Annotated in this window: 13 protein-coding genes; 3 read left to right on the top strand and 10 right to left on the bottom strand. The window is 60.3% G+C overall.

From position 1 onward, the window contains the following. Positions 1 to 129: 129 nt before the first annotated feature. The gene (locus HDF16_RS14975; RefSeq protein WP_184217996.1) at positions 130 to 693 is read right to left on the bottom strand and encodes a Maf family protein; all 564 of its coding nucleotides are present in this window, start codon (positions 691 to 693) and stop codon (positions 130 to 132) included. Further along, positions 693 to 1,661, bottom strand: coding sequence for a D-hexose-6-phosphate mutarotase (locus HDF16_RS14970; RefSeq protein WP_246409124.1), 969 nt, complete (start codon positions 1,659 to 1,661; stop codon positions 693 to 695). Before HDF16_RS14970 ends, HDF16_RS14975 begins: the two co-directional genes overlap by 1 nt. A gap of 91 nt (positions 1,662 to 1,752) precedes the next feature. Here HDF16_RS14970 and HDF16_RS14965 point away from each other — a divergent pair, with 91 nt between their 5' ends. Continuing rightward, complete coding sequence (locus HDF16_RS14965) at positions 1,753 to 2,460, top strand: DUF4339 domain-containing protein (RefSeq protein WP_184217994.1); 708 nt, start codon at positions 1,753 to 1,755, stop codon at positions 2,458 to 2,460. 78 nt (positions 2,461 to 2,538) lie between these two features. On the opposite strand, the gene HDF16_RS14960 is transcribed toward HDF16_RS14965, so the two are convergent. Both HDF16_RS14960 and HDF16_RS14955 read right to left on the bottom strand, forming a co-directional pair. Next, positions 2,539 to 3,087 (bottom strand): hypothetical protein, encoded by a 549-nt coding sequence (locus tag HDF16_RS14960; protein WP_184217993.1) that lies wholly within the window; start codon positions 3,085 to 3,087, stop codon positions 2,539 to 2,541. A 146-nt stretch (positions 3,088 to 3,233) separates the two neighbouring features. Continuing rightward, positions 3,234 to 5,033: a YXWGXW repeat-containing protein gene (locus HDF16_RS14955; RefSeq protein ID WP_184217991.1), complete on the bottom strand. Its 1,800-nt coding sequence runs from the start codon at positions 5,031 to 5,033 to the stop codon at positions 3,234 to 3,236. A gap of 413 nt (positions 5,034 to 5,446) precedes the next feature. On the opposite strand from HDF16_RS14955, the gene HDF16_RS14950 reads away from it, so the two are divergent. Continuing rightward, positions 5,447 to 8,341, top strand: a complete 2,895-nt coding sequence (locus HDF16_RS14950; RefSeq protein ID WP_184217989.1) for an aconitate hydratase — start codon at positions 5,447 to 5,449, stop codon at positions 8,339 to 8,341. A 213-nt stretch (positions 8,342 to 8,554) separates the two neighbouring features. On the opposite strand, the gene HDF16_RS14945 is transcribed toward HDF16_RS14950, so the two are convergent. From HDF16_RS14945 to HDF16_RS14930, 4 genes are all read right to left on the bottom strand, one after another. Further along, complete coding sequence (locus HDF16_RS14945) at positions 8,555 to 9,493, bottom strand: hypothetical protein (protein WP_221312779.1); 939 nt, start codon at positions 9,491 to 9,493, stop codon at positions 8,555 to 8,557. A 244-nt stretch (positions 9,494 to 9,737) separates the two neighbouring features. Continuing rightward, positions 9,738 to 11,138 (bottom strand): serine hydrolase domain-containing protein, encoded by a 1,401-nt coding sequence (locus tag HDF16_RS14940; RefSeq protein ID WP_246409123.1) that lies wholly within the window; start codon positions 11,136 to 11,138, stop codon positions 9,738 to 9,740. Positions 11,139 to 11,252: 114 nt separating this feature from the next. Then, positions 11,253 to 14,066: a TonB-dependent receptor gene (locus HDF16_RS14935; RefSeq protein ID WP_184217985.1), complete on the bottom strand. Its 2,814-nt coding sequence runs from the start codon at positions 14,064 to 14,066 to the stop codon at positions 11,253 to 11,255. A gap of 284 nt (positions 14,067 to 14,350) precedes the next feature. Then, positions 14,351 to 15,349 carry an SDR family oxidoreductase gene (locus HDF16_RS14930; RefSeq protein ID WP_348641324.1) on the bottom strand — a complete coding sequence of 333 codons (999 nt, stop codon included), beginning with the start codon at positions 15,347 to 15,349 and terminating at the stop codon, positions 14,351 to 14,353. A 268-nt stretch (positions 15,350 to 15,617) separates the two neighbouring features. Here HDF16_RS14930 and HDF16_RS14925 point away from each other — a divergent pair, with 268 nt between their 5' ends. After that, positions 15,618 to 16,922 (top strand): sensor domain-containing diguanylate cyclase, encoded by a 1,305-nt coding sequence (locus HDF16_RS14925; protein WP_184217983.1) that lies wholly within the window; start codon positions 15,618 to 15,620, stop codon positions 16,920 to 16,922. Positions 16,923 to 17,013: 91 nt separating this feature from the next. Here HDF16_RS14925 and HDF16_RS14920 read toward each other — a convergent pair whose 3' ends face one another. Further along, entirely contained in the window at positions 17,014 to 17,718 is a 705-nt protein-coding gene (locus HDF16_RS14920) for a Fe2+-dependent dioxygenase (protein WP_184217981.1), read from the bottom strand. 164 nt (positions 17,719 to 17,882) lie between these two features. Continuing rightward, positions 17,883 to 20,474 carry a TonB-dependent receptor gene (locus tag HDF16_RS14915; protein ID WP_184217979.1) on the bottom strand — a complete coding sequence of 864 codons (2,592 nt, stop codon included), beginning with the start codon at positions 20,472 to 20,474 and terminating at the stop codon, positions 17,883 to 17,885. Positions 20,475 to 20,686: the final 212 nt, after the last annotated feature.

Here is a 20,686-nt window from a genome sequence, read left to right as displayed (position 1 = left end):
GCGCCAGAAATCCTGACCTCCCCAGCAGCTCGGGTGCCCCATCCATACTCGCGTCTTTTGCGAGGATGGGTGGGACGTAAGCGGCTGGGATAACCGCCGTATTGCATGACGCACAACCACCAGCTTGCCTCAGCGCTGCAACTCCGCCAGCATCGCCGCAACCCGCGCCAGCGGCAGCCCCACCACGTTGAAGTAGTCCCCCGAGATCCTCGGAATGAACTTCGCGGCACGCCCCTGAATCGCATACGCCCCGGCCTTGCCCATCGGCTCACCGGTCGACACATAGGCCGCGATCTGCGCGTCCGTCATCGAGCTGAACTCGACCTCGGTCACCTCGGCAGCCACCATCGGTGGAGCGCTCGCCGTAACGATCGCCACTCCCGTGATCACCTGATGCGTCGTCCCCGCCAGCAGACGAAGCATCCGCGCAGCATCGGCCTCATCCACCGGCTTTCCGAGTATCTGGCCACAGACAACGGTCGTATCCGCGCCCAGTACAACCAGCCGCGAGCGATTCGCATGACGCGCAAAGACCGCCGCCGCCTTATGCTCTGCGAGCCGCTTCACATAAGCCGTCGGGTCTTCCGCGAGATGCGGCGTCTCGTCGATGTCCGCCGTCTCAACCTCGAACGTCAACCCAATCTGTTCCAGCAGGTCCTTGCGGCGCGGAGAAGCAGAAGCCAATATCAGCATCAGTCGAGATCAACCGAGATCACACAGCCCATGTGGTGAATCTCTCCGTGCGCCAGCGTGATGCTCGCATCGGCGGCGTTCGCGCTCTCGATGCAGATCATCCCTTCCCAGCCGCCCGGCTCCATATCGGCCATCTTCGCCGTCAGTTCGGTCCAGGGGTTCCACACGATCGTCGTCGACGAGTTCGTCTTGGCTACCTTGATCTTCCGCTTGTTGCCCTTGTCGTCGATCACGCACGTGCTCTGCGTGTCCAGATACACGCGGTCGGTATCGCGGGTCAGCACCAGCGGATCGTCCACCTGCGTCTTCTGCGCGCCGCCGTCGCGCTTGTCCAGATACTCCACGTTATGCAGTCCGGTCACCGAGGTCTCGCGCACATCGCCCACCGCAAAGTACGTATGGAAGGCCTCTTCGTAGACCAGCGGCGTCTCGGCGTCGCTCACGACCGAAAGCTTCAAGTGCAGTTCGCGACCGATTACGAGGTGGAATACCACGCGGAAGTGGTCAAATCCCAGCTTGCGCGACGTCTCGTTCGGTGTCAGCAGCAGGCTCATATGCAGGTCGTCGCCAGCCAGCGCTGCGAAGCCGAACTCCCACTCCTCTGTGCGCGCAAAACCATGCGCCGGTCCCGGCTGCCCGTCGTGCCGGTCGCCAAACCATGGAAAGATCACCGGGATCCCGCCACGGATTGCCTTGCCCTTCTTGTACGCGGAGTTCCCGCTGGTAAACAGCACCGGAGCCGTCCCTGCTGGCTGCCACTCCGCCACATGGCCGCCTTGCAGATAGATGCTGGCCGAGGCGGAAGGTGTCGTGATCACAGTGCGGGTCAGCTCGCCGTGCTCCTCAAAGACAAGCACACCAGGGATTCCAAAGTTCTCATTGAGCGAGGCGATATCCATAGGAATAAGAGTGTAGCCGCTTTGCTGTTTCAATGGCAGTTGTGCGGATCGCGATAGCCGTGTTCTCATCGGTTTGATTGCCACGAGAAAAACGCTTACCCGCGCTCTTCCGTGCGCAGAGGATCTCCACCCGATCTTCCAGAATATTCAAGGAGCGTTCATGGTTTACCAGATCAGCCGCGGCGGACAGACCTACGGCCCCTACACCCTCGCCGACCTGAAGCGCTACGTAGAGTCCGGCCACGTTCTGCTCACCGACATGGCCAAGGGCGACGAGATGCCCGAGTGGGCGACCGTCGCGCAGACCCTGAACCCATCGGGCGTTCCCTCCGTCCAGCCCTCGGTTCCCGCCGCCGATCCCGCATATCAACCGGCCTACGCGCCTCAGCCGACCTATGCTCCAGTTATGGAATACCCTGACCCGCCGAATCTTCACTGGGGCCTGGTATTCGTCCTCGATATCATCACATTCGGAATCTTCCAGATCGTCTGGAACTTTATCCTCTCGGCCTGGATGAAACGTGTCCAACCGAACAGCCAGGCCATGCTCTACTACATCGGCGGATACGGCCTGCTGTTCCTGAATACCGGCCTGTCGATCCCCATTTACATCGCGATGATGCACCACACCGAATACCACAGCAATTTTGGCCTTAGCCTTCTCGGAATCATCGCGTGGGCGCTACGCCTGATGGCCCGCTTTAACATGAAGAACTCGCTCGAAGAACACTTCAACACGGTCGAACCTATCGGCTTCCGCATGAGCGCAGTCCTTACCTTCTTCTTCGGCGGCCTCTACATCCAGTCACAGTTGAACCGTATTAACGAAATCAAGCAGGCTATGCGCCACCAGCAGTTCAATCGCTAGGCCGCAGTCAGCCGCGAAGCTTCGTCATCTCGACCGAGTCAAGTGGAGAGACGCGCCGCATTTCGCTTTTTCGTTGGTCTACTTCTGAGGCGCTGTCTGCTGCGTAGCCGGAGTCTGAGCAGGAGGTGCCTGGGGTAGCGTCTGCGCGGGGCCGGGAGCATCTTGGATGCGCGGAGTTTCGCTGGTTGCCGTGGGCTGTACCGCGGGATCACCCGCCAGCGGTTGCGATCCCGGCCCCGGCGCATCCTGAATCCTGGGCTCTGCCTGCTGCGCCTCGCGCTCCTTCACAACGTTACCCGTCGTGATTGCGTTCTGGCGTGCGATCTCCGCTGACTGCGCCTTCTGCTGCGCAAGAATCTGGGCATCCCGGCTTCGCTGTGCTGCATCTGGTGCGACCGTCTGCAAGTCTGGAGTTGGCGACGCCGTTGCCGTAGGAGCGTAGCGTCTCCGCGCCCTGCGGTTTGCCCTGCGGCGGGCTTTAGGTGTGTTTCCGTCCGAAGGCGCGGCGGGCGACACGGACGATGAAGCCTGGTCTGGCGCGACGTTTGCCTGTGCGGCAGTTTGGCTTACCCCGGGCTGCACGACAACTTCCGCCATCGCCATCAGGACAACGAACCGCAATATCACTCCCGGTCTCCAAAGCATCACAGTTCACCTCACATCGCTCATCAATTGGATGCTCGTGCCCTGAAGCCCGGCCCGCCGAGTCCAAAAAAAATGCTGGAACGGGGAAATGATCTACCCCGTTCCAGCTGTTTTCAGGAGGAAACTCTCTACCGGTGGCCGTGTGGTTCATTATGCGGTTCGGGATGAGATTGAGGTGCAGCAGGATGCGGCTGCTGCGCCTCAGGATGGGACTGCGGCTGAGACCTTTGCTGCTGTGCTTGCGGCTGCGGACGCGCCTGTTGTACCTGCGGCTGTGGCCTTGGTTGCTGCACCTGGGGCTGCGGTCTGACTGCCGGTTGTGGCTGTGGCCGCACCGTCTGCGGCTGTGGTCTAGCAGGCTGCGTCTGTGGTCTCGCAGGCTGCGGCTGCGGTCTGGCAGGTTGCACCTGCGGCCGTGCAGGCTGCTGCGCAGGCGCTGGCCGCTGAGGAACCGCCCTCTGCTGCTCCTGCGGTCGTGCAGGCTGCTGCGGTGCCACCTGACGAACTGGTGCCTGCGCGGTGGAACGGTTTGCAGGTTGAGTGACCTGATTCTGCGGCTGGTTTGGCCGAACCGGCTGGACCGCATGATTCTGCTGATTGTTGTTAAAACTTCCAGGACGATTCTGCTGTGTTGGCTGTGGTGTTGGCTGTCTCTGCTGCTGGTTCGGCACAACCTTGTTGTTTGCCTGGTTCGGTGCTGCGCCAGGAACTGGGCGCGCTGCATTGTTCGCGGGCGCTGCCACAGGGTGAGCAAATTGTTGCTCCTGCCGTAACTGCTGCTGCACCGGAAGCGCGCGGTTGATCTGCGCTGTCGTGTGCGCTGGAGCTACTATGCCCCGGTCAGCGTGCAGCGGCTGTACAGCAGCTACCATGGCTGGACGTCCCTTATTCTCCGCGAAGAACTGCTGCCGGTTTCCGGCAGCCTGCTGCTGGTGTTGGATCTGCGCCTGCATCGGAGCGACACGCTGCTCGCGCAATACGGCAATCTCCGCAGGACGCGGCCGCACCTGAATCCCGCCTCGTCCGCCGTTGTAGCTCACGTTATTGACTGTTCTATTGTTGATTGTCGTGTTGTTGATGACCGTGTTGTTGATCACCACGTTCCGCTGGTAGACGTTGCGGATCGCCCGGTCATTCACGCGATTGCACTCGCGGTTGTAGTAGAAGTTGTCGCCGTTCCAGTACCCGCCCTGGTATCCGGTACCGAAATATCCGAAACCATAGTTGATTCCGCCATAGAAGCCGATATGCGCGGCCCAGAATCCGCGATGATAGCGGTAGCCGTTGCCATATCCACCCCAGTAGCCGGGGGTCCATAGCGCGCCCGTGTAAGGCGGCTGCGCCCAGGCTCCCGGAACCCAGTAATAGCCCTGAGGAGCGTAGCTCCAGTAGCCCGGGGTCCAAAGATAGTTAGGATCGGGGGCCTCTGGCTGCTCGTAGGTTGGTAGCGGCGGCGGCGGCTGAGGTGCGGACAATGCATCCAGAGTCGCGTTATAGCCGGTCTCAGCGTCGTAGTCGTCGTTGTAGTTCTGGCCGGAGTTCTGATCGGAGTATCCCTGGTTATATCCCGGATCTGCCTGCCTGCTGGAGGATGGAGCCCGGCGCTCAACCGGAGCAGGGCTTGAATAGGCCTGCTGAGTTGGCTGAGCCTGCTGCGAATAGCCCGCCACCTGCGTAGGTCCCTGCGCAGGCGCCTGCGCCGCTGTTTGGGTTCCCGACTGGTCGACCGGAGCCGAGTTCGCTGCAGTCGGATCGGGAGCATTCGGGTCGTTTGGGTTGACCGCAGTGCTGCTATCGGCCGGATTCGCAGTAGTCGAACTCTTGCAGCCCGCGAGGGTCATCGACACCAGCGCGGCACCCAGCGCAAGCCGGGGAAACAGAGAGCTTCGGGAAGGTAACTGCCAGTTCGAGATATTTGTGAGGCTCATCGTTCTCTCTTTCTCCTACGCAATTCTGTGAGATGCACATGCGTTCTCTCACGGCGAGACAGGGAGGTGAATTCTTTCCTTCCACTCCGCCGGAGAAGAGAACCCCATCCGCAAATAAGAGTTCCGCGGGCACCATGGCCCGTACTTTCGCACCGGCCACAACTGGAGTTATGCTGATCTGGAGCGAGGCTGGAATGAACGGTACGATTCGAACCAAGCGATTTCGCCACGGTCGCCCCGACCGGGGTCGCTGACCTGCATCTCGCCGGCGCTTCGCCGCGCAGACCCACTCCCTCCCAATCGATCGCACCGCCTGCAAATTTCAGATATCCCCTTCTCACCGAGGGGCCGCCCACCCAACTTCATCATTCCCGCTCATAATTAAGAGCGCAGAAGTTCAGGAGAGACTCGCAATGCCGCAGAATCATCCCAACTCCTTCCAGAGTGCCGCCACCCTCACCTCCGGCGCCTCGACCGTCCACTACTTCAGCCTTCCCGCTCTCGAATCGCAGGGCGTCTCGCTCGCCCGGCTTCCCTTCTCGCTCCGCGTCCTCCTTGAAAATCTCCTTCGTTGCGAAGACGGCCGGACCGTAACGGCAGATGACATTCGCTTCCTGGCAGCATGGGACCCCAAGGCCGAACCCTCCCGCGAGATCGCCTACATGCCCGCGCGCGTCCTCATGCAGGACTTCACCGGCGTCCCAGCCATCGTCGATCTCGCCGCCATGCGCGACGCCATGAAGGCGCTCGGCGGCGACCCCGAAAAGATCAACCCGCTCCAACCCGCAGAGCTCGTCATCGACCACTCCGTGCAGGTCGATGAGTTCGGAACGCTTCACGCCTACGACTTGAACGCCGCCTTGGAATTCCAGCGCAACCGCGAGCGCTACGCCTTCCTCAAGTGGGGCCAGACCGCCTTCAACAACTTCTCCGCCGTGCCACCCGGCATGGGCATCTGCCACCAGGTCAATCTCGAGTACCTCGCCCGCGTCGTCTTCACCACGTCACCCGACGCCGGAGGCAAGGTCTTCGCCTATCCAGATACCCTCGTCGGCACCGACTCCCACACCACGATGGTCAACGGTCTTGGCGTGCTCGGCTGGGGCGTCGGCGGCATCGAAGCAGAGGCCGCCATGCTCGGCCAGCCCGTCTCCATGCTGCTGCCGCAGGTCGTCGGCTTCCGCCTCACCGGCAAGCTGAAGGAAGGCACCACCGCCACCGACCTCGTCTTAACAGTCACGGAAGCGCTTCGCAAGCATGGCGTCGTTGGCAAGTTCGTCGAATTCTACGGCCCCGGCATCTCCGAGCTTCCCTTGGCCGACCGCGCCACCATCGCCAACATGGCCCCCGAGTACGGAGCGACCTGCGGCATCTTCCCCGTCGACGCCGAGACCCTCCGCTATCTCCGCCTCACCGGACGTACTGAAGAACACATCGCTCTGGTCGAAGCCTATTGCCGCGCCCAGGGCCTCTTCCACACGCCCGACGCCCCGGAAGCCGAGTACTCTGCCACCCTGTCTCTCGACCTGAGCACAGTCGAACCCAGCGTAGCCGGCCCCAAACGGCCACAAGATCGCGTCCTGCTATCCGGCGCTGCCGCCAGCTTCCAGCAGCAGCTCCCCGCTCTCCTCGGCCCCGCCGGCAACAAGAGCGCAGCTCGCCAGATGCTCCGCTGGGAGGGCGAAGGCGGCACCGCCAGCTTGCGCGGCGACGTCACCAGCGGCAAGGGCGCAGCCTCGCCAGCGCCCGAAGGCGGCGACTCCGTAGCCGTTGAAACCCTCCCCGTCGAAGCTCTCAAGGTCGCTCCCACCAGCATCGCCGAACGTTTTGGAGTCAACCCCGACCCCTACCTCGACCACGGCAGCATCGTCATCGCCGCCATCACCTCCTGCACCAACACCTCGAACCCCTACGTGATGATGGCCGCCGGCCTGCTCGCCAAGAAAGCCGTAGAAAAGGGACTCCGCACACCGCCGTGGGTCAAGAGCTCGCTCGCTCCCGGCTCCCGCGTCGTGACGGATTATTACGTCAAAGCCGGCCTCATGAAGTATCTCGACGAGCTCCGCTTCCAGGTCGTCGGCTACGGCTGCACCACCTGCATCGGAAACTCCGGCCCGCTGCCCACCGACGTCTCCAAAGCCATCGAAGACCACGGCCTGGTAGCCGTCTCCGTCCTCTCGGGCAATCGCAACTTCGAAGGCCGCATCTCTCCCGAAGTTCGCGCCAACTACCTCATGAGCCCGCCGCTGGTCGTCGCCTACGCGCTCGCCGGACACATCGGCCACAACTTCGACACCGACCCGCTCGGCCGCGACAAGGACGGCTCACCCGTCTTCCTCAAAGACATCTGGCCCACCCAGGCCGAGGTGGCGGAGACGGTCGCATCGTCGATCGACTCAGCCATGTTCCGCCACCAATACTCCACCGTCTCCGACGGCGACCAGAACTGGCAGAACCTCAAATTTCCCTCCGGCGAGACCTACGGCTGGGAGCCCGACTCCACCTACATCCGCAAGGCCCCGTACTTCGACGGCATGGCCGCCAAGCCCGCGCCAGTCCAGGACATCCACGCCGCCCGCATCCTCGCCGTCCTCGGCGACAGCGTCACCACGGACCACATCTCCCCCGCCGGCTCCATCAAGCTCAACGGCCCCGCCGGCAAGTACCTCACCGAACACGGCGTGAAGCCTGCCGACTTCAACAGCTACGGCAGCCGCCGCGGCAACCACGAAGTCATGGTCCGAGGCACCTTCGCCAACGTCCGTCTCCGCAACAAGCTCGCCCCCGGCACCGAGGGCGGCGTCACCCGCCTCTTCCCCGACGACGTCCCCATGTCGATCTACGATGCCAGCGTCGAGTACGCGAAGCGCACCATCCCGCTCGCCATCCTCGCCGGAAAAGAATACGGCTCCGGCTCCTCCCGCGACTGGGCCGCCAAGGGCCCGCGCCTGCTCGGCATCCGCTTCGTCATCGCCGAAAGCTACGAGCGCATCCACCGCTCGAACCTCGTCGGCATGGGCATCTTGCCGCTGCAGTTCGAGCCCGGCGAGTCCGCCGAATCGCTCGGCCTCTCCGGCCAGGAGCTTTACTCCGTGGGAGCCGAGCCAGGCGAACTAGCCGCCATGCTCGACGGCAAGTTCCCCAACGGCAAGAACATCACCGTCACCGCCGAATCCGATACCGGCCACACCATCGTCTTCCCAGTCACAGTACGCATCGACACACCGCAGGAGATCCTCTACTACCAGCACGGGGGCATCCTGCAGTACGTGCTGCGGCAACTTGCGGGAACTGAATCACGAGCGTAGTCCACTTCCAAAAGTGAGATATGGCGGTGCTGGTAGCGCCCCCATATCTCACTCCAGGTGACCGCCATTGCAGTCTTTAGGACAGCAGCTATAGGTTGAAGCTGGTGAAATCCCATTTTCAAGGCGCAATGCTTTACCGCGCCGAGTCGTCCGTTTCAGGGAAGACCAGATGACCTGGTACCGCTTAGAGGGCGTGTCTAAGTGACTACAAAGCTAGAATGCACCGGTGTAATAGGCACCCGGAAGGCCCAGTGACGCAACACGTAGTTGAAGTTTGTCGTCAATCGCTTTGCTGGGGCTGTGGAGCGTTAGCGCTTTAACGCTCGCCGGAAGGCGATTCAGAATTTCGCTAAGCTCGACATTTGTCATCCCAATGCGGAGGCTTTCTAACGAGTCGGCATCGTCGATACCGACTACATGTGTGAGCCTTTTGCAGTTGAAGACGGAAAGCCGCTGAAGCTTGGTCAATGGACGGATGTCTAACTCGTTTAATCTCAGCTGATCTTCAACAGTCAAACGCTCCAGCTTCGGAAACAGCGCTACGTTGATCTCAGACAACCCGAGGACTCTCAGGATTTCAAGTCGCTCTAAACCGTCATGAGCTAAATCATCAACGTTCAGCCGACCACCCAAAATGTACGTCAGAGCTTTCAATGACGCGATTGATTTGATGAACGAAAGCGACTTCTTCTTCCCAATCCCGCCTAAGGAAAGCTTTTGCAGTCTAGGCAGAGTTGCTATCGACTCAATATGGCGAGTATGCCCGTTGATGAAGAGCTCTTCGAGTTGAGCGTAAGACTCCATTGGTGCAAGATCAATGTCATTCTTGTGCGTCGGTGCCAGTACAAGCCTTCTGAGCCGTCTTAGAGCTTTGCTCCCCAACAGCCGTGGAAAATTAGCTCTAAAAACACCGAAAGCGAACTCCTCCAACCAAGCAAGCTCATCTAGAAACTCCAAGTGAACTGCGTCCGTTAAGCAGTCGATATTGAGAGATCGAACCAACGGAAGATGGCGAAGAGTTTGACAGTCAAATTCTGAACCGTAATGACCGTAAAACCTGACATTCAATCTCGCACCAAAGCGTTCGCACATCGCGTTCACTTTGCGCAGGGCCATCTCGTCATAAGCGGCTGAGTTCGAAAATTGAAGCACTACAACTTCTACGCCAGACTCAAGGAGCGAGGCTATCTGAGTCTCGTCTGGCGACGCTGGGTTCTCAATGCGGTGGAATCTCATTCTGGGCTGAAGATCACTCTTATCATAGTTGATGTAGCGGAAACACCTCATCGTCACTCTGCCGCACTCTTGTCCATGACAACTCCGGTCGTCAAGAGGAGACCACTGCAAAGTTCACTTAAGAGTGACCGGCTTCGCCAAGCAAGAGTGGATACCATCCTCAGGGCTCAATAAGAAACTGTTCCAGCTTCCCATCCGCCTGTGTATAAATCGTCAGCGTCACCGTCTTCTCTCCAAACTTCACCGTAAATGCCCGGAAGGTCATTCCCCCGCGCAGTTCCTTGGAGCGCTGCGTCACCTCTGTAATTTTCCCGAGCGGTGACAGGCTTGATTTGAAGTCATCAATCGCCTCCTGCGAGAAGTAAAAGTTGCAATCATCGGTGAACAGTGCGCGATTGATCTGCCCCATTGCAAGCCCTTGAAGGATGATCTTCGCCTGTGCATCGGCGCCTCCTTCGTCCACGGCAGCTGCCCGTGAAGGCAGCAGCATCGGCGTAATCGCCTTCGCAATCTGACTTGCCGCAGAGCTCGCCTCCTGATTCGTCAGCACCGCAATCGCGATCCGGTCGTCCGGCAGAACGACGTTCTCCGCAACAAATCCACCCACCTCGCCCGAGTGCTCAATCTCCCTATGTCCATTGCGGACGCGCACATCCACGCCCAGCCCATACCCCGTCGGCTTGCCGTCCTTCAACCGCACGTCGGCGAAGAAGTCGTCATAGCTCTTCGGCGCGAGCACACTTCGATTCATCAGCGTAATGTCCCACGTCAGCAGGCTCGCCACCGGCATCGCCAGGTCACCATCGCCGAAGTACCATCCGGGCGCTTCTAATATCGCCGGACGCAGCGGCCCCAGCGCGTTCCGCATGTATCCCGTCGGCTTCACCTTTGCCTGATCGACATTCAAGTTCAACGCGTCCTTGATCCCCGCTGGCTCCAGCACCCGTGTCTTCAGAAACTCCGCGAACGGCATCCCACTCGCCTTCTCGACGATCAGCGCGGCCAGCACAAAGTTCGTATTGCTGTACTGCCACTGCGTCCCCGGATCGAAGTCCAGCGGCTTCTCCGCCCACTTGTGCACCACGTCGATCGGCCTGGTCGGCTTCGTCCACTCCGGGATGGTGTAGTCCTGTGGCGCATAGTCTTCGTAGCCGCTCGTATGTGAGAGCAGCTCGCGAATCGTCACCTCGTTCGCCCGCGTCAGCTCCGGAAAAAACTTGCTGACCGTATCGTCGAGCGTCAGCTTCCCATCCTGCTGCAGCAGCAGAACCGCACTCGCCGTGAACTGCTTCGAGATCGATCCAACGGGATAAGCCATCGCGCCCGTCGCCTTCAAGGACGGAGACAAGCGCGCATCGCCATAAGCCGTCGTCAGCACGATCTTCCCGTCGATCACGATGCCCACCGCAGCGCTCGGAACTCCGGTATCGGCCAGCACCTTGTTCGCTGCGGCGTCGATCATCGAGCGCAACGTCGGCGTCATCTCGGGAGACGCGCAAAGCGCGGGGTGGACAGAAGTGCATAGCGCCGGAACAAGCAGCAGAAGTGGAAGAATTCGCATGGAGAGATTCTATTTGCCGAGCCAACCTGTACGACACCACCATCGCATTCAAAAAAACAGAGGCGTGCCGAATGTCTGGCACGCCTCTGCCCTGCTGAGTTGCTCTGGAGCGAACTACTTATTACTGCGTGGTGACCAGCGTAGACCGCCGCCGAAGGTCGGCTTGTAGAACTCGCGTTGCACCGGGTTCTCGTTGCTACCCTGGTAGAACCCGAAGACTTCGTTGTTCAGGTTCAGGCCATAGGCAACCGCGGTAAAGCCCATCGGCAGCCGATACGTTCCCTGCAGGTCCACCTGGAGATGCGAGTTGAGATACAGGTCTCCGTTGGGTCCCTTGAAGCCGCCACCTGAGCCGGTCGTCGGGTCGAACGCTCCGCTCGCGTTCGAGTCCGAGTAGTTATAGGCGAAGATGTTGGCATCGTTGTAGCTCAGCCCCAGACGCACCGAGAGTCGCTTGCGGTCGTAGGTCGGGCTCAGATTCCACGTATGCGGAGCCTGGCGCAGCAACCGCGGGTGGTCGGTGCGGTCGATGTTCAGCTGTGTGCTGCCATCAGGTGCGGTCACCAGGACCTGCGCCGGCCACGTTACGCGCGATGACGTGTAGCCATAGTTCGCCGAGACCCCCGCACCGCCCAGCAGTCCGGGCAGCCAGGTGAAGTGCTGCTGGTAAGCGATCTCGAAGCCGTAGTCGAACGCGCTTCCCGCATTCTGCGGCTGCGACTGAATCGTGCCATCGCTCAGCGTCGTATTGAGCGCAACAATAGGCGTGGTAAGCCGCTTGTAGAATCCGCCCGCCTGCAGAAGACCGACACCGTTCAGGTTCTGCTCATACAGCACGTCAAAGTTGTCGGCGTGCTCGGCCTTCAGGTTCGGATTGCCGATGCTCGACGTCGTCCGCACCCCACCCGGCGAGACCGTCGCAAACGAGACCAGGTCGGCGAAGTCCGGCCGCGAAAGCCCACGGCCATAGACCAGCCGCAGGCCGGTAGAAGGCGTAAATCCGTAACGCACCGAGACGCTAGGCAGCACGCTCAGATACGACCCGTTATTGGCAATGTTGGGTGCCCCGGGAACCGTCGTGCCATTGTCCCTGTCGCTCGTCTCCTCAAATCGCAGGCCGCCGACGATGCGGAACTTGTTGAGGTTGATCGTATTCATCACGTACCCGGCGGAGACCTTCTCGTTGAAGTCGAAGTTCGAGCCAAGTACGTCAGGGTTGTTGGGGTCCGCGATCTGAGGATTTCCCGCTACGTAGGCGCTGACCTTGTCGAAGGAGGCGGTCGGTCCGAACTTGTAGCTACCCGAGTAGTAGTTCGGGTCCGTGAAGTCACCCACAAGACTCGACAGCAGCGGGGCATCCCCCGCCGGCACCGTATAGATGTCATCCTGGTTGGCGAACTTATGCACGTTGCGGAAGCGGCCTCCCACTTCGATGACGCCAGCATGGTTGCCCAACGTGTAGCTGGTCGCCAGCGACCCGCCAAACCCCAGGTCGACCTCAGGGTTGTAGTAGTTGTTGATTTCCTCACCCGTGTAAACATACTGCGAAGGATCGTAGATGTTCACGCCCTGCGCGGTCAGCCGCGGCACCAGAGGATTCGAGTTGTCCAGCGAGTAAGTAAAGTTGTTCAGACTTGAGTCCGCCGTAGGAGCGAAGCTCGCGTTCGCATATCCCTTGTCGCGCGTCCGGCCGACCGAGCTCTCCACATCCCACGAAAACAGCGACTGCGCAATCACATGCCGTCCGCCAAGCTGAATACTGCCAAGGTCCTGTACCGGGCGGCGAATCTGAGCTCCGAAGCTCACATTCCCTGTACCAGGAGCAGGCGAGAAGTCCGCCTGAAACGCGGTCGTCTGGCTATAGTCCCAGCGGTCCCCATAGTTGTGGAAGAGCGCGTAGAGACCCTTCAGATAGATGCTGGACGTCTCGTTGAACCGATAGTCGACCGTCCCAGCCACACCGAAGCGGTTGCGGTAGTAGCGATAATCACGCTCGTCATAGCCACCGAGATAGATGGGACCCGGTTCAACGTCGTTGATGCCGCGACCGTTCCAGTCGTACGATGCCCCAGCCAGGATGCCCAACTTCTTGCCTTCGAGGAACCGCCTCCCCAGTGTCCCGTCGAAGGAGTAAACCGGGCGCCCGCCGATGATCGGCGTATACCCGCCCGTCGATTCAAGATAGGCCGTCGGCCGGTCAACTGCGCTCTTGGTCCTCAGATCCACCGATCCACCGATGCCGTCGCCTTCCATGTTCGCCTGCAGCGTCTTGTTGATCTGCACCGACTCCACCAGGTCCGCCGGAATGATATCCAGCTTCACCTGGCGAACCGTCTCGGCCGACGCGATATTGACCCCGTCGATGGTCGTGTTCGTCAGACGAGGCTCAGTCCCTCGCACTTGCACGTACTTACCCTCGCCCTCGTCGCGCTCCAGCGTCACGCTCGCAAGCCGTCCGATCGCATCCGCCACGTTCGCGTTCGGAAGACTCGTGATGATGTCCGCCGGCAATACGTTGATGATGTTGTCCGCGTTGAACGTCCGATTGACCGACTCCGCCTCGCCACCCTCGCGCCCTGTATAGACGTCGACCTGCTGCGTGTTCGAAGCGACCGCCAGCGTCGCGGAGACGCGCACGGACTGTCCCGCATTCACCGTCATCTGCTGGGTCGACGTCTTGAAGCCAACGTACGAGATGGTCACCGCATATTGCCCGGCGGAGAGGCCGGTGAAGGCGAACTGGCCCGTCGAATCCGAGACCAGCGACGCGCCTCCTGGGCTGAGCGTGATCTGCGCCCCTTGCAGCACTCCGCCCTGGGCGTCGAGAACGGAGCCAGTCAGCGTTCCGCGTCCCGTCTGGCTAACTGCGGAGTGGGCGACGGCAAACAGTAAAAGCGAGGTCGCAGCAATCGTGCGAGGGTATGGCATGGAAGCTCCTTGTGCACCGGCTCTGGGGCGCACGTGCGCGCCATGCTCTCGTCCGTAAGTCGCTCAAAGGAGCGCGGAGTATCCAGGCTGATGCAGATAGGACGAAGCTAGGAGGAGGGGATTAATGGCATGTTGCGGGCACATGAATGTAGCGTAAACCCCATATTATGAACGAAATATCATCGGAAGTTCATCACGGCTCGGTGAATTTGAACGAAGGTTTCACACTTTCTTCAGCGAGACTTAAGGTTCGCCTTGAGATTCATCCGAGATGCAGTTCCACGCTAGCCGAAAGTCACTCCGGTGAGCTCTTCGCATCGTCTCCAGAGCCGCCCCGACACTGCTTCGTCCAGCGCCTGCGGTGCGACCTCTGCCTCTCCCACGTCGCCGCCGCGCATCTCCCGGAAGCCCTGCGGCCCATAGTAGCCGCCCGACCGCGCACCACGAGCCGCCGCCGCATAGATCGTCGGCAGAGCGCCATCGAGAGCCGTACCCAACAGCGCTCCGATCAACGGCCCCACAACCCGGCGTATCACCTTCTCCACGGGATTGTAATCACCCACCTGGAAAAGATTTGTGTTCGCCACACCAGGATGAGCGGCAATCGATTCGATCGTCGATCCTTTAGCCCGTAACCTGCGGTCAAGCTCGAAAGCCAGCATCAGGTCGGCCAGCTTTGTCTGCGCATACGCCCGCATGGGCACATAAGAGCGAGTCGACTGCAGATCTTCGAAATCAATCCTTCCGCGCTTGTGGGCAATCGAGGCAACGATGACAACTCGCGGAGCCTGCGGCACTACTGCCGCCGAGGCCGTCACCGACATCTCCAACGCAGGCATCAACAGCCCCGTAAGGGCGAAGTGCCCCAACACATTCGTCCCGAATTGCAACTCGAATCCGTCCTTCGTCTCCAACCGCTTCGGGGGTGCCATCACGCCTGCATTATCGATTAGCACGTCGAGCGGGAGCCCGCGCTCGAGTTCACGCGCTGCAAACTCCCTTACGGAATCGAGCGATGCAAGATCGAAGACGCTCAACTCCACGCTCGCAGCAGGCACCTCGGATCGCAGCCGTTCCACCGACGCCTCACCCTTCGTCCGGTCACGTGATCCCAGCAGAACATGCGCCCCCGCACGCGCAAGTTCACGCGCCGCAGGATACCCAATGCCACTATTCGCTCCCGTGATCAGGATGCGTCGGCCGGTCTGATCCGGCACCAAACCAGCAAAGAAATCGGTGCGCCATATTGCGTCAGGCGGTAAAGATGCGGCGTTTTGTTTCACTGGATTTCTAATTCCTTGTCCCGGATGGGGCCCTTGGAGGTTCGGCGAGGAAAATAAATTCCCCGAAATCCATACCTTGCATCTTACCAATGGTAACTTTTGACAAAGTGAATCGTCACCAACTATGCGCGTGACCTTCTTATCGAATCGAGCGAATCGCTGGGGTCTGGCCCTTGGCTTGGTCTCAGTTTGCGTTACTGCTTTCCTGCTTCACCGGTTCCAACATACCGCGGCGACCAATTCGTCGCACGCGGAGGCTGGCTGGTCGTTGAGCATTGTCGCGGATATGGTGCTGACAATCAGCTACTTCATCCTCGCCGCGGCCTTCCTCTCCATGTACAGCAAGTCCAAGGGACTACTGCAGATTCGCGGCATCTTCCTGATCTTCGCGCTCTTCATGTCCATCTCTGGTGTGACCCGCATCATGGGGCTGCTCGCCTTGTTCCGCCAGGACCTCGACTTCTCCGCCCAGGCCGAGATGATCTCCGCCACCCTCGCTGTGGTCAGCGCCGGAATCATCGCCGCCCTCGTAGGACGCACCCGCGACTTCCTCGCCACCACCCGCAGGAGCCAGCAGAACGAAGCCCGCTTCATCGCCGCCTCCGAGAGCAGCCTTGAGGCCTTCTACACACTGCAGTCAGTTCGCGGCAGCGATGGTCAGATCATCGACTTCGAGTTCACCTACCTAAACACCAACGGCGAGAAGCTCATCGGCCTGCCCCGCGAGGAGATCATCGGCCAGTATCTCTGCGCGCTCATCCCCGTAAACCGCAGTGGCGGTTTCTTCGACGAGTACAAGCAGGTCGTCATGTCTGGCGAGCCCATCGTCCAGGAGTTCCCCATGGAACTTGATGACGACATCCCGCGCTGGATCCGCCACGAAGTCGTCCGCCTCGAAGACGGCATAGCCATCTCCGCCGCCGACATCACCGAACGCAAGCTATTAGAACAAGCGGCGCAGTATCGCGCGCAACACGACGTTCTCACTGGCCTGCCCAATCGCAGCCTCTTGAACGACCGCGTCCAGCAGGCCATCGACCGCGCCATCCGCTATAAGAACAAGGTCGGCCTCTTCGTGGTCGACATGGATATGTTCAAAGAGGTCAACGATACGCTCGGCCACGCTGCCGGCGACCTCGTCCTCGTAACCGCCGCTCAGCGCCTCCGTGAGTCCGTCCGCGGAACTGACTCCGTCCTTCGCATCGGCGGCGATGAGTTCATCGTTGTCATGCCCGACGTGCAGCAGGAGGCCGACATCCGCCGTGTCGCCGCAAAGGTCACCGCCGCGATCGCAAATGGCGGTCCGGAGGGTCTTGAGAACATTCGGATGAGCTGCAGCATCGGCATAGCCATCTATCCCACTCAGGCTGCCAGCTCAGATGAACTCTTCTCCCGCGCCGATGCCGCTATGTACGAGGCCAAGCGCCGAGGCGGCGGATGCTTCGAGGTCTACAGCGAAGGCACGCCAGGCTTCTCCCCTCAGCCTCGCCCCCGGCGACGAGTTCCAGGGGCCCGCCCGGCCCTTGTCGTACCCCGCAGGCCCAAGCCCACGCCGCTCTTTCCCGACGCCTAAGTCCCCTCAATAAAGAACGTCATCTCGACCGAAGCCTTGCGGCCCCATCGCAATGCGCAGCGGAGAGACCCCCGCATTTCGCCTTTCGGCTCTACATCTCCGACCACTGCCGCAGCAGATTGTGATAAACCCCGGTCAACTGCACACCGGTCTGCGCGATCGCTGGATTGCCCCCCGATGCCTGCGCCGCAACGCCAGCAAGCCGCTGAATCGAAGCGTCGAGATCAAAGAGCAGCGTTCTCTGCATATCCTGCCGGACCATGCTCTGTATCCAGAAGAAGCTCGATACGCGTGCCCCGCGGGTCACCGGCTCGACCCGATGCAGACTCGTCGCTGGATACAGCACCATATCTCCCGCCGGAAGCTTCACGCTGTGCGTTCCATACGCATCTTCGACGACCAACTCGCCGCCGTCATACTCATCCGGCGCGGTCAGAAACAACGTCGCTGAAAGGTCGGTGCGGATTCGCTGCCCCGTGGATGCAATCTGACGGATCGCCGTATCCACATGAGTCCCGAAGGTCTGCCCGCCGCTGTAGCTGTTGAACATCGGCGGGAACACCCGCAGAGGGAGGGCCGCCGACATAAAGAGCGGCGACCGCGCGAGACCCTTCAGCACCATGTCTCCCAGGGCAACAGCGATAGGGCTGCCCTCTGGGATCTGCATGTTGTTCTTCACTTCGCGCGCCTGGTAGCCGGCAGTGACCTTGCCGTCTACCCAGTTTGCCTCGGCCAGCGCCTTACGCGCTTCGGCCACTTGTTCAGCGTTAAATACCTCAGAAATCGTGATCAGCATCTTGGCAACTTTCTATTTGTAATTTCTGGAGTTACTTGAATCGATATGCAACCAATCAGGTTACGTACTAAAGGGGTGAGTCCCACATCTCAGAATCAAGATGTGGGGGTACCCAATTTCTCATCTCGGATATTGGCGCGAAGCGCGTGCGCTCCATGCAATGGCTAAAACTTGAAGTTGACCCCGACCTGAGCGTTCAATCCAGCACCGGGGATCAGGTGGCTGGGGTGAGGCTGGTCGATATAGAACTTGTTCGTCAGGTTGTAGACGTTCGCCTGAAGGTCGAGGCGGTCGGTCAAGGGGCGGCGAAGCATCGCATTGAAGACCCAGTAGCTAGGCACAGCCTTCATCGCAACACTGGTGACGGTGTACGTCCCGTCCGCGTTGGCCGAGTAGCCTGTAGGGACATACGGCACAGTCGAACTGGCAGTGCGAGCTGAAAGTGAGTTGCCGCCGAAACCAGCGTTCAGGCGCCCTGGAAGACGATGCGTCACGAAGAAGTTGAACGTCTGCCTCGGAACGTTTGCAAGCGGATAGCCGATGGAAGCCGGAAAGAGCTTCGAGTACGTAACCGCGCTATCGAGATAGGCGTATCCCAGGATCACATCCGTCCCTTGCGGCAGCTTGCCGACCATGCTCATCTGCGCGCCCTTCACGAGTTGATTGCCCGCAAGCACAATGTTGTTTGAGTTTGTGGGGTCAGTCTCTCGAGCGTTGTCTTTCGTCGTGTGGAACCACGCGCCATCGAGCATGAGCTTGTCGTGAAGCAAGCTATACTTTGCGCCCACTTCATAAGTCTCGTTCTCTTCAGGTGGAAGCAACTTCGTAGCAACGCTGAGTGAAAGCGACTCGGCAGAAGGATTGAAGCTGGTGCCATAGTCGAAGTAAACGCTGCCATGCTGAGTCGGCTTGTAGACGAACGCCGCGCGATAGGTAGGCTGTGTAACCACCTGCTCCTGCGGCGGAATCGCGGCGCTGACAGCTCCTCCAGTCGGCGGAGCCACGGGCTGGTAGGAGTTGAAGTTCGTATCGAAGTAGTCCCATCGCACACCTCCGCTTGCCTCGAAGAGCCGGCCCAGGTGGATGGTATCGACGAAGTAGACCCCCGCGCTCTTCGACGTGGTATGCACGATCGTGGAGATATATCCGGTGCCGCCGAAGCTGTCATGGGGGTTCGGGTGCAGCAGGCTTGTCGAAGGGACACTGTTGACACTGTTCAAGGTATAGCTCGTGCGGATCGGGTTCGACACTTCGCGACCGCCTTCTGCACCTCCCGCGAAGTTGTTTCCGATGCCCAGAACCTTGAAGCGCGCGGTCAACTCTGTCTGGTCCCAGAGATCGCCTTCCACACTCTTGATCTGAAGCTGATTCCGATTGACGGCGATCGTAGCTGGATCGCTCGCCGGCGTGTAGCTACAATGTTGCTTGCTATTGATCGAGGAGGTCGGGAAGTACTTTGCTGCGATGACACCACCTACCGGCACACTGAACGCAGCATTCGAGCAGATCTGCGGCTCGGTAATCTGCGCCTGACGCGGGTAGTTCGCCCATCGCGCGATCGAGTGCAACGCAACGTTTTGGCCGAAGTCATGGTCCACCTTACCCGTAAGAATGTCGTCGCTGGTTCGAAGATAGTTCTGGTCCGGGAAGCCGAAGTAATTGTGGCGACTCGTAGGCGCTACCTTCGAGAAGAACCAGGGCAACCCATAGTCCGGCGTATCGCTCTCCGTGAAGTGGAAGTAGCTGACCGTGTACCGCGTCTTCGAGTTCATCCCGAAGGTGATCGAGGGTGCCACGCCATAGTGCCGGTTCTCCGCGTACGGCCGACCCGCAACTCCGCCCTCGGTAGCGACGACGTTCATCCGGAACGCAGTCCCATCTCCAAGGTCAGGCAGCGGCTTGTTGATGTCGGCGGTGATACGCCGGGTGAGGTCTGTCCCGAAGACCGCTCCTACCTTGACGAAATCCTGCGCCTGCGGAACCTTGCTCTCCTGGTTGATCACGCCGCCCGTTGACCCGCGGCCAAACTGCACACCGGCCGGGCCTTCCAGCACCTCGATCTGCTCGTAGTCGAAGCTGTCGCGGTAGTAGCTGCCGAAGTCGCGAATGCCATCGAGGAAAATGTCGTTACGCGCCGTGAAGCCCCGAATCGTCAGGTTATCGCCCTGCGCGCCGGACTCGCCCGCAGCCATGCTGATACCGGGAACGTTGCGGAGCGCGTCACGCAACGTCGTGTTGCCCTCATCCTCGAGCACGAACTTCGGCACGGCCACAACCGTCTGCGGCGTGTCCAGCAGCGGCTCGGTGAACTTCGTCATCGCAAGAGCATCGGGAAGTCCCGCACTCACGTCCACCGAGTCCGCGTGCTGGCGAATCCCAATCACCAGCGACCGCGCATTCACACCCGCCGTGGCCTCAAGCCCCGTCCCGGCAAGGATCAGCTTCAGCGCCTCCTCATTGGTGTAAAGCCCGCTAACACCATTGCTGTCGAAAGGGGCCAAAGTCTTTCCGGGGAGGGAAGTAGAGATGGTGAGCCCAGTCAGAGCCTCATACGTCGCAATGGCACCATCCAGAGGACCGGCCGGGATATTGAACTGCCGCACCGGCTTGGTCGTCGCCGGAGGCTCGCCAGCCGCCAATCCATCTTCGTTCGGTGTACTCGCCATGGCCGGGCGGCCAGCGCCCATCACGGTGTATGCCGCCAGTGTTCCAAGTGCGAGCCAGGGGCTCTTCCGGGTGTTCAGGATCTCTTGCATTCGTACTCCTTTGTACGGCCGTGCGGGCGTACAGACGTGCGGGGTCGTTCGGGGCAAGTGCCCCGTTTTCAATATCCGACTGGAATAGTCTGGATTGCTCTCAACCCAATATACGACAGCATCAGTCCGAGATCAACCCGTAACCGTTTTTCGTGTTCCCTGCATGCGAGATCGAGGCAAATGACGGCGAGCTCCGCGCCACATCTTCAAAA

Source organism: Granulicella aggregans (assembly GCF_014203275.1).
GTDB lineage: Bacteria > Acidobacteriota > Terriglobia > Terriglobales > Acidobacteriaceae > Edaphobacter.
This window is presented reverse-complemented; position numbering and strand designations above follow the sequence as displayed.